This is a genomic window from Amphritea atlantica (assembly GCF_018860855.1).
GTDB lineage: Bacteria > Pseudomonadota > Gammaproteobacteria > Pseudomonadales > Balneatricaceae > Amphritea > Amphritea atlantica_A.
In genome coordinates this window covers 1-10,595 of the sequence record NZ_JAHKQE010000018.1, presented here as the reverse complement: position 1 = coordinate 10,595, position 10,595 = coordinate 1, and the positions used below count along the sequence as shown (strand labels likewise).

Genomic DNA, 10,595 nt, shown 5'->3' with positions numbered 1-10,595 from the left:
CACGCAAACGGCAAGCAGGCCAACATCGGTAGCACTTGGTATCATGCAAACGGCAAGCAAGCCAACATATAAACTTGCTAACAAGGTGCTGCTGTCGGACAACTTTTCCGCTGCGCTACAAATTTGCCGCAGAGCGCGGCGTTAGCTGTACATGGAGTACAAATGGAAAATGATGTAGTCAACTTTTGCACATCCCAAAAAGGAGTTTCTAACTTTGGTTTAGTAATTGACATCATTGCGGCGTTACTCATTTGGAAATTTGGTATACCTGCTGTCGCAGATCGCGATGGAGGTGACAGACTGGCAATTAATGTTCCGGATACTGAAGAGAGAAAAGAAAGGCATCAAAGCTTAGTGTTTCTATATGACCTTGCTTTTGGTGCAGGTATCTGGTTGTTAATCTTAGGTTTTTCATTGCAGTTGGTTGCCAATTGGCTTAGCTAATCGGATAAGGACTCGTATCTAGCCAGCCCTCCCTACAACACCCTGCATGCGGGTCAGCACAGGGCGTTTCACTAAGAATAGTTAAGCTTAATCCAACCATCATGAAGCTCGAACAACCCTTCGGGTTTTAAATAAGCATTCGATAATGCTTGGTTTATCCTCGGAGTTTTCGGTCTACGCCATGTCCCCTTGCAGGTAATGTCACACACAACTGCGGCTTGTACCTTTACACCACGAGCCATCAAGTTTCTTACTTTGGTGCGCGGCTTTTGCCACTGTAGCCAGTAGGCCATACGTACTCGGCAACAAATCCACTTACCAAAGCCGTGTGGCATAACATAAAGAATTTAACAGCAAGCTGTTATCACGAGTTGCGTAGATAAGATTCAAGTGATGGCAAAAAAGGGAAAACCTGCCTATCAATAAGTCTGTTGGGGTCTCGGGCTCATAGGAAGCCGAAGACTTGATGAGATCGATAGGCGCGAATTCCATCAGGGCCAGAGGTTTGAATAACCTCACCCCAAGGCCGGATATATGGAAGCAACCTTTTACCAATGACGAGACATTTTATCTTGCATCACGGGGCGGACCGTATATGACTCTTAAGCTCCATTTACTATAGATCTAAGAATAAAAGTCGAGCGTTTTTCATGGTAGCGTATACTAATAGGATCAATCGTACTGTTATTATTTGATGAGTAGAACATAGGACAAGATATGAATTCTGTAATTTCATTAGACCGTCTCCGGTTTCTACTCAATCGTTTTAGTGAAAAGCTCTGGGTGCGCCCATTGGCGGTCTGCTTTTTATCCGTTGCAGCGGTCTTTGCCGCGAAATTTATAGATGGCTCTGCTGTGGCAAATCAAATGCCTTCTATTGCCCAAGATTCGGTTGAAACTTTACTTTCACTGCTCGCATCCAGTATGTTGGTCATCGCCACCTTTTCGGTGGGTTCGATGGTATCGGCATACGCCGCCGCCAGCAGCTCCGCTACTCCTCGCGCTTTCTCGTTAGTGGTTGCGGATGACGTATCGCAGAATGCACTTTCAACCTTTGTTGGGGCATTTATTTTTAGCGTGGTTGCTCTAACAGCGGTAAAAAATTCATTCTATAACGAGGCCGGCTTATTCATCCTTTTTGTGCTTACCGCCATTGTGTTCGCAGTAGTGATTCTAACGTTTGTGCGCTGGGTCGATAATATCGCCCGGCTGGGGCGGGTGGGATCGACTATTGAAAAAGTTGAAAAGGCAACGGAAAACGCTTTTATTAGAAGACGAGATAAACCTAGGCTGGGTGGAATATCAGTATCAAACATTACCAGTAAGGGAGTAGATGTTTTTTCACCAAGGATTGGTTATGTGCAGCATATTGATATGGCTGCCCTTCAGGATTGGGCCAAAAGCGTTGATGCGCACGTTGTAGTATCCGCATTACCCGGAGCGCTGACTACAGCGGATAAACCTTTAGCCTCTGTGCATATATCATCATCTGCATTGTCCAACTTAGATTGCGCAGGCCTTATTAAATCATTCCACATTGGCAACGACCGTACGTTTGAAGATGATCCTCGTTTTGGCTTAGTCACGTTATCAGAAATTGCAGCGCGTGCTTTATCGCCTGCCGTCAACGATCCAGGAACAGCGATAAAGGTAATAGGATCGCTAGTACGTTTAATTTCGCTCATCAATCAACCCGAGCAAACAGAAAATAAATCTAGATATGACCGTATAGCCGTTCCAGAGGTTGACTTGCAAGATATGTTCGATGATGCTTTTACGGCCATAGCACGCGATGGTGCGGGTATCATAGAGGTATGTATTCGTTTACAAAAAGCGTTGGCCTCTCTTGAGTCCCTTAGCAATAAGGAAATAAAAAAAGCGGCCCAATATCACCGACGTTTAGCCCTGAAGCGGGCATGTAATGTACTTGATATAGAAGAGGATTTAATCGCTATTAAAAAGGCCGCACGCGAAGATAAATCAAAATGACAGTCAGATATAGATTGAGACAGTGCAGGCCTAAAAGATGACAGCCATACTTACTTTTTTTACAACCTTAGCCTGTATAGTGACACTACTTCCTTTTTCGCGTCACCCCCACTGGATTATCAGGGGAATGGACTTTCCTCGCCTACAATTTGCTATTTTTATGGCGGTTTTATTGATAGCCAATTTTGTTTTCCTTAATAAACAATCCCCATTAACCTGGTTTGTAATCTCAATAACTGCACTTTGCTTAGCCTGGCAGTTATGGTGGATATTACCTTATACGCGCTTATGGCCCCATGAAGTAAAAGAGACTAAGGAGAGTAGCCCTGATAAGCAAATAAGTATTATGACGGCTAATGTTCTAACGCCTAACCGAAAGGTCGATAAGCTAATTCAGTTAGTACGGATACATAAGCCCGATGTTCTTGTCACACTCGAGTCTGATCAGTGGTGGGAAGATCAACTCAAAGTAGTAGAAGCCGATATGCCGCACAGCATAAAATGCCCACTGGATAACCTTTACGGCATGCATGTGTTTTCAAGGTTGCCCTTAAGTAACCAAGAAATAGCTTACTTGGTCGAGAAAGAGGTTCCGTCCATACACACCACCTTAACTTTAGACTCAGGTGATAGAGTCCGCATGCACTTTATGCACCCAGCCCCTCCTAGCCCCACCGAAAATCCCGAGTCAGCTGAGCGGGATGCTGAATTAATCATTGTGGCTAAAAGTGTTGCTAAAAGTAATCAACCTATCATCGTAACAGGGGATCTTAATGACGTGGCTTGGTCTGCGACAACCCGTCTATTCCGTAAAATTAGCGGCCTGTTAGATCCGCGAGTCGGTCGCGGTATGCTAAACACGTTTCATGCGGATCTGCCTTTTCTACGTTGGCCTTTAGATCATCTATTTCACAGCCAACACTTTACCTTAAACACCATTAAACGCTTACCTTCGATCGGTTCAGATCATTTTGCTTTGCTAACTGAATTAACGCTCTCGCCTACAGCAGGGGCCGACCAAGCGGGGTTAGATTCTAATGCGTCTGATCACAACTGGGCAAAAGAAATCACCGAAAACCAAGGTGTCTGCATAAATGATGTTCCACCATTAGATGATAGTAAATGAGCTCAACCACTATAAAGGATGTTTAACACGCCGTTTAGATAGTATATTTATCAACCATCAGCATCATACAGACAAACGTTATGTTTAAGACACGATGAATAAAAACATCTTAGTCACAGCAAAATAAAGGGGGCAGCTCTCGCATTGTGCATGCTGGATCCTAATACCTAACTAAGCTATATTCTTTTAAGCTGAGTATTGCTATGTTTGACCTCCTTTAACAAGGGGGGATTACCCACTAATTTTAGATATACGTGTAATTGAAGCTATCAATACGGGTATATATAGAGAGTTTGATAGTATGAAGCGTATAACCTATGCAAATGCACCAATTCTTTATCCTGAATATCTGAAAATTGTGAATGATTTTTCACTATCTTCGGAATGCTCAGCAGCGTAGGTAGAGATGTTTTTGTTTATATTCGGAAAAAATTTAAAACAACATACCATACAAGCGGCTCAATCTACATTCACTGCGTCACTTGTTTTGTGCTTAAATAGCACAAAATCAATAAACTCCGTTCCGGCAACTTAGCTGGACGTTATGCTTAAAAACGGGAACTCCTAATAAGTGAAATATATCGAAGTAGAATTAAGCCAAGGAAATATAAACCAAGGCCACTTTTATTTGCGAAGAGGGATAGATTTATTCCCTGCGGATGCTGTAGGGGTAAGAATAAAAGTGAAATGGCTCAGACTTTAGAGGTTGTTTTTTCTGGCACAGGTGAGATAGTACAAACAGATATTGATGGTGATAAATCACTATTCAGATCGGCTAGAGGCGAATCAAAGCGGTTTATTCAAAAGCATAAATTAACTGCCGGAGATATTATTTACATAACTAAAACCGGCGAACGTCAATTTACGGTCGCAAACAAACCAATATCAAGGCTCACCTTAACCACAGTTCTGGAAAACTTTGATGCCGCTATTTTAAAGGCACTAGAAGAGTCACCAGAAAGTAGAAAAATATTTCTAGATAAAACGCCAAAGAAACCAGAAAGAAAAAGAGTCGAAACGACTATTTTCATTAGAAATCCCTATGTAGTCGCTGAAGTGCTTGACCGAGCTAGAGGAAATTGCGAAAGGTGTAAGTCAGCAGCGCCATTTTTAAGGAAAAGTGACGGTTCACCATATCTTGAAGTTCATCATAAGATACCGCTGTCAGAGGATGGTGACGACACTGTAGAAAATGCAGTAGCCTTATGTCCTAATTGCCATCGAGAGCTACATTTTGGAAATCACGCATACAAGGCTGTCAAGTCTGAACTAAATTAAAGGGGATATAGCCTTTTTTCTTCGAACCGCTGCGTATCTAAACGTGAGTAGTCAGCGCGATTGATAACCTGAGCGTTTATGAAGAGCAGTGTGGCTCATAGGGATTTTTGTATGTGTACAGTGATTTTAATCGGTAAGTCGGATAAATGAGGCACTTATTATCTTAAGGGCTTGATATTAGTGCTTCGTAAAAAACCGCTAAGTAAGTTGTGGCGATGAACCTGTTTTGCCTCTTCATATTAGCCTACATGAGGTGTAAATTACTAGGTACACTATTCAATGGATGAATCATGAGTCACTTACAAGGCATCATCTCAGAGTTGTATGAAAAAGCCAAAATAGGCAAGTGGACTCATGTAATGTCTGTATGGGAAAAAGCGCCTCGATTAGCTCAACATTGTAGCCATTTCCAAAAAGCATCATCTGGGTGGACCTTCCTTCATCAAGCAGCTTTTTTTGATCAAGAGGGAGCCTGTCGGACAATGATTCGCTTTGGTGCGGATCCAAGTAAACTTTCAACGACACGCCAAAGAGCTTGCGATGTTGCTAAAGAGCGCAAGAATTTTGCTTTATCCAAACTTATTCTTCGAGCAACCCAACCTGATGAAACACCTTGGAGTCCTGTTGACGATCCATACACACTACCAAGCAGTAACCTGTGGGAAGAGGCAAGCGAACGCATGGCATCAGAAGAATTATTCGTAACCTATGGGGGAAGCATTATCTATATTGCCCCAGAGTCTCGATATTTCGTAGACTCCTTTGAGCGTACGCTAGTGGGCTGGCATGGTAGCTATAATCCACCTTGCGGCATGGATGGTGAGCCTATTGCGTTGAGCAACATAGGTTAGATAGACTGTTGTACTGCTTATCTGTAGACGAAAACCACATTATTTTCAGCATATTTTGAGTATGTCGAGATGCGTTCTAATCGTGTGAGACTTTACTCGCCAATGGATATATTGTGCCATTGGTCTTTGAGGAGCCGCTGTAAAATGCTGCTTAAGAAATGTGCCCGGAAAACCGTTGTCAGATTAAATATCATGACAAGCTTAATTTGGGACACCTAACGCCAAGCTTAACGGGAAATTGAAGCGGAGTGTAATCCTGCTTGTTGTTAGGTTGTATCGCTGATTGTCTCAATAAGAGGGGCTTGTTTGCAATTTCCTAGTGCTGTACCGGCTTAACTAAAGGAGATTATTCGGTCCACTGCCCGATTCCGAGCTGTGTCTGGTTGAGTACTTTTGTTGTTTGATTTTTATCTCTTCACTTATCTTTTGTAGGGTCAGTTCTTCTCCAATTTGCTTAGTGAGTCTATGGCTATTTCGCTGCTTTACTTTTTGGACTGTTTCTTCATCAGGTTTCATGTAGCTACGGGAAGACTTTGAGCTGCGGGGGTTGCCATACACTTCTACGCTGTTGATTGACTGATGCCCCATTATTGCTGAGATTTCTTCTCGAGGCATGTCACTGGCTTTTAAATCAGCGCCCATTTGGTGTCGCCATGTATACAAGGATGGACGGACCTTTCGATTGGGCCAAAGTCGTTTTGTTAGTGTATCAAGTCGCCGTTGAACATAACGAATAGGGTCCTTGCACGTCGCGTTTATTAGCATCTCGTGGCATTCCTTGAGACTGTTAAAGGTTGTGTTGTCTTGGAATTTAAGGATGCGATCAAGCCCCCGTGTACCATCTGCTGTTTTTTTAGCTGAAGGGATGACTATATAGCAGCTTCCAATGAACTGAAGATTTCGGAGCTCCGCTGGTCGACAACCTAAGTAACTAACAAGCGACACTCCGGCAAAAACCGTCTTTTCTTTTTGCTTAACTAAGTAATCCAGAAGTTGCTTTTCATCGGCGGCATTAACGGTTTTTTGCCGTTTCTGCTTCGGTTTGATTTGGCTGCGTTTTTTGCGATCGGCGGTGATGGGGTTAACGGTTGCTCTAATCTTATCAGCTGCTTTGTGAAAACCGCTTTCTTTTGCAACAAGCGCCAGGGCCGCACGTAATCTTCGCCAGTAGCCTGGTCGGTAGTCAACGGCACATTGTTTGAGTGCATCGCAAACTGTTTTAGCTGTCGGTTTTTCTATTCCGTTTTTCTTGTAAAAGTGCCTTGCTAACTTCCTGTATTCATTTTTTGTTTTGTCATTCATGGTAACACTCCTTGTTTGGTATCGGCATCCTTGCCGTTCGCAAACTAGTATAGTGCTTAATTTTCAATGCCTTGGTTTTTTTTTAATAAATTCAATTTTTATAGGATCTGTTGCTTGAGCATCGCTGGTGGATCAAATAAAGTGGGGCGGCTCACTGTTTTACTGAGGTGATCATCGTTGCTGATCAGCAATACGTGACAGGTCATAAAATAGCTGGTCAATGTTGACGTTCAATGCTTGGGCTAATGTCAGAGCTTCATAGTCACTGACTTTGCGAACTTTAGATTCTATTTTTGCCAGCGTCCCTCTACTGATATCCCACCCGCAAATATTGCATTTCGCAGCTAGCTCGTCTTGGGTTAAATGTTGATGTTCTCTTAATTTTCGAACGTTAGGGCCAATAATATTCAATTTCATTGCTCCGATAGCGGAGCTTGATTGTCGCAATAAATGTTGCTTTAATTGCTCCGTTATCGGAGCAATTGAGGGGTGTTTGTATGGATGTCGATCCAGTAGGTTTGTTGATAGCAGAAGTGACCATTAGAGATGTCTTTGATAAAAGAGAGGCGTTATGCGTCCCATCGTTTTACTTTTTTGATGCTCGTAGGACACCGATACCATACTTGATGCGTGTAATGCTCATAGTTGCCGCACGTTTGGATATTATTGGCGCCGTTAGCCTGCCAGACTTACCTAACGAGCGAGGTGAGTATAAAGGTGAAATTAACTTGTTGAGCACTCTTGATGCCAATCAAGAGTGCCTTAAAAAAGCAAAGAATGAATTGATAGGGTATCGGCATTTAAACAAAGGGGAAGGGTCATTTTCACGCGGTTTGTATAATGAACTCGTTCTGGCAACAATTTGGAATGAAGCGCGCTTTTTAGCTGGCAGTAAAGGTATTGCTTTAATGGAGGATTACCCTTCCGTCACGACCTTATCGCTGCTTAAGCAAGCAAAGTCTATAGGTCAGGTTGTTTTTGAAATCAAGCAAGCTTTAAAAGCAATGAAAGGCTATGGGGTTGGCTATATAACTTTTACTGATTTGCTTGATTTTGCGGTTGAGCAGTCTGAATTTTTTCAACAGTATGGACTCCAGTATCAAAATAAAACTTGCAAAATTAGACATGTTGATCGGTTGACTGAGTGCTTCTTTATTGACTATCTGGGAGTCGATCATTGGTTGCAGAGTCGTATAGTTGTAGAGGATGATGACTGATTGTTGCTGGCACTAATCATTAGGTAAATGTGGCTGCATAATGCCGTTCAATGGCGATAGAATGTCATGAGCACATAGTTGGGGAAAGTGTTGTAAGAAGCTTAGGTTAACGCTTTCTTATTTGACGATCACTTGATCATAACGGTGTCGGTATTAGCGTGATTAATGAGTGAATTCTCGTATTATCAATGCCAAATCTTGTTACTGGGCGAGCGCTATTCGCAGCGAAAATTTTTGCTAGTCGATCGCATGTAACGCTTGTTGTTTTCAATGATCTCGTTGCTTTCAATCGCTTGTTGAACTCAACCAGCAGCTCTATGAGCTGCGCCCGCCATTCCTATGGCTGCTCCAAGCGTCAAGCTGTACTCAAAAATCACAAAAAGCGTGATTTTTTGCGTTCCAGCTTGACCCTCTCCGCATCCATTTCCATTCAGGGCCGGGGGTTCTCATCCCCTCTTCGCTCCTCCGTCGCTACGGGGGATTCCGTCGCCGGTACCCGTCGAACACCCCCATACTTGCAATGGCAAGTATGGGTAGAGCGGTTGGGTGCAAGTATGCCTGTTAGCGGCAAAAATGTGGCGCTATTATTTTCATACTCGCAGCTTGCCGACCTGATGGTCAGCAAGCTGCTCGCGCTAATTTTTAACGCGCCAACGTCTTTCAGATTATAGCTATCAGCTTGCGTGAAATCAGTCAGCAAGGTTGATGATTTCATTCGCAAGCGTAGGTTGCTCACACCCTAGATTGCTTCAATTACCTGTGAGTCATTGAGATTGATACTCCAAAGCAGCAGACTTTCAACATCTGTGGTCTTGGTATTGTTGATTCGTTTTAGCACTGCTGTCAGGTGGTCGATACCGTTGAGCTTCGCTGTGCCCATGATGCTATAAAGCGCAGCATCATAATGCCCTCCAACCTCAGAACCGGCGAATAGGTGACTCTTCCGCCCCAGCGCTAGCGGGCGGATAGCCCGCTCAGTGGCGTTGTTGTCGGCCATCATCAAGGTACTGCGTCAGGCTATCCCATTATTTGCGAGCATAGTTGATCGCTCGTCCCAAGGCAGAACCTTTAGAGCATTGTCGGAGGGTCTGATCTAACTAAGTATACAGACCTTCCATTAAGGGTTTAGCATTTTGCTGCCTACCATGTTGGCGTTCATCCGGCGGTTTACCCTTGATCTATTTTTCAACTTGATACAACGCGTTTATTCGTTCAATAGCTTCCAGCGCAACAGAGCTTTTTGTCGATTCAGTAAGCTTGAAGAGCTTTCTACGGACATGAGCCCAGCAACCTGCTTGAGTGATGCCGGACTGAACGGCAAGGTTATAACCCGCATAAGCATCAGTCTGGATGATCCCGCGATAGCCCTTCAAGTGAGCGGCAGGTTCTTTTCCTGACCAGATGGTACTGTATTGAAACTAGACAGCAGGCGCTGCTGGTGATTTCAGTTTTGAATGAACTTTTGCTAAACGGTTTTACTGGGGTGTAGGAGCTATGTTTCAATGAGAGTTATATGATGTTTCAGTATAACTTGAACCTAACCTACAGATTTCAATCAAAGATGATGTTGACATAAATAAACTTTTAAAACAATGAGTTAGATATGTATGGTATTAAATATATCTTAATGTTGTGAAGGTGAAAGCAGGCGGAGCCTACTTATAGATAGAGAAGAGGCTACTAATAAGAAAGGTTGTAGATTGGATGGTAAGAATGAGTAAATTGAAGTTGTGCTGGTGCATTAAAGAATTAGTATTGCTTACCCTGAATACGGAAGCTTATGAGCTAGAAGTGACAGGCCATCAAGACGCTCTCTTCCAGGCCCGCCCCATTTTGCGAGTTGTATCTTCTGTAGTGGTCAAGTAAAATTGGCCACCGATTTATAGTTAATCCAGTAATTCTCCTCAGCTTTATTTGGGCTCATGCCTCCGTTGTGTTTATGCGGCCTTAGCTGACTGTAATACCCGATTAAATACTTAACGATATGATGTTTTGCCTGGGTAAATGAGTGGTAACCATAAGTTGGCACCCATTCAACTTTTAAACTTCTAAAAAAGCGCTCCATTGGCGCATTATCCCAGCAGTTACCGCGTCGACTCATGCTTTGTTTGATTTGGCACTGCCAGAGCGTTTGCCGGAATTTACGGCTTGTATAATGACTTCCCTGATCGCTATGAAACATAACGCCTTTAGGTCGCCCGCGGCTTTCATAGGCCATTTTAAGCGCCTTACTGGTCAGCTCACTGTCGGGCGATAAAGACATCGCCCAACCAATAGGTTTGCGTGCGAATAAATCCATCACCACAGCTAAGTAAGCCCAGCGATGCCCCGTCCAGATGTAAGTAACGTCACCACACCAAACGCGATTGGGCTCGTCAGGATTGAACT

At 43.4% G+C, this 10,595-nt stretch carries 10 protein-coding genes and 1 pseudogene; 6 read left to right on the top strand and 5 right to left on the bottom strand.

The features are described 5' to 3' along the window. The first annotated feature begins 162 nt into the window (after nucleotides 1-162). The 5 genes from KO512_RS07250 (at nucleotide 163) to KO512_RS07230 (ending at nucleotide 5,688) form a co-directional block, all read left to right on the top strand. Entirely contained in the window at nucleotides 163-444 is a 282-nt protein-coding gene (locus KO512_RS07250) for a hypothetical protein (RefSeq protein WP_215951668.1), read from the top strand. A 717-nt stretch (nucleotides 445-1,161) separates the two neighbouring features. Further along, a complete protein-coding gene (locus KO512_RS07245) occupies nucleotides 1,162-2,433 on the top strand; it encodes a DUF2254 domain-containing protein (protein WP_215951667.1) in 1,272 nt (423 codons plus the stop codon). A 346-nt stretch (nucleotides 2,434-2,779) separates the two neighbouring features. Continuing rightward, complete coding sequence (locus tag KO512_RS07240; protein WP_215951666.1) at nucleotides 2,780-3,559, top strand: endonuclease/exonuclease/phosphatase family protein; 780 nt, start codon at nucleotides 2,780-2,782, stop codon at nucleotides 3,557-3,559. Between the two features lie 687 nt (nucleotides 3,560-4,246). Then, nucleotides 4,247-4,837 carry an HNH endonuclease gene (locus KO512_RS07235; RefSeq protein ID WP_215951665.1) on the top strand — a complete coding sequence of 197 codons (591 nt, stop codon included), beginning with the start codon at nucleotides 4,247-4,249 and terminating at the stop codon, nucleotides 4,835-4,837. Between the two features lie 290 nt (nucleotides 4,838-5,127). After that, entirely contained in the window at nucleotides 5,128-5,688 is a 561-nt protein-coding gene (locus tag KO512_RS07230) for a hypothetical protein (protein WP_215951664.1), read from the top strand. Nucleotides 5,689-6,024: 336 nt separating this feature from the next. Here the strand turns inward: KO512_RS07230 and KO512_RS07225 are convergent, their stop codons facing one another. Beyond that, entirely contained in the window at nucleotides 6,025-6,990 is a 966-nt protein-coding gene (locus KO512_RS07225) for a hypothetical protein (protein WP_215951663.1), read from the bottom strand. 171 nt (nucleotides 6,991-7,161) lie between these two features. After that, nucleotides 7,162-7,401, bottom strand: a complete 240-nt coding sequence (locus KO512_RS07220; RefSeq protein ID WP_215951662.1) for a helix-turn-helix domain-containing protein — start codon at nucleotides 7,399-7,401, stop codon at nucleotides 7,162-7,164. Between the two features lie 86 nt (nucleotides 7,402-7,487). Here KO512_RS07220 and KO512_RS07215 point away from each other — a divergent pair, with 86 nt between their 5' ends. After that, a complete protein-coding gene (locus tag KO512_RS07215; RefSeq protein WP_215951661.1) occupies nucleotides 7,488-8,207 on the top strand; it encodes a hypothetical protein in 720 nt (239 codons plus the stop codon). Nucleotides 8,208-8,946: 739 nt separating this feature from the next. Here KO512_RS07215 and KO512_RS07210 read toward each other — a convergent pair. The 3 genes and pseudogenes from KO512_RS07210 to KO512_RS07200 all read right to left on the bottom strand — a co-directional run. Continuing rightward, complete coding sequence (locus tag KO512_RS07210) at nucleotides 8,947-9,207, bottom strand: IS66 family transposase (protein ID WP_215951660.1); 261 nt, start codon at nucleotides 9,205-9,207, stop codon at nucleotides 8,947-8,949. Nucleotides 9,208-9,385: 178 nt separating this feature from the next. Then, nucleotides 9,386-9,613, bottom strand: a pseudogene (locus tag KO512_RS20460) (IS66 family transposase); the annotation flags it as partial. Between the two features lie 452 nt (nucleotides 9,614-10,065). Continuing rightward, the coding region (locus KO512_RS07200) for an IS3 family transposase (RefSeq protein WP_215951658.1) at nucleotides 10,066-10,595 on the bottom strand (530 nt) is incomplete at its 5' end.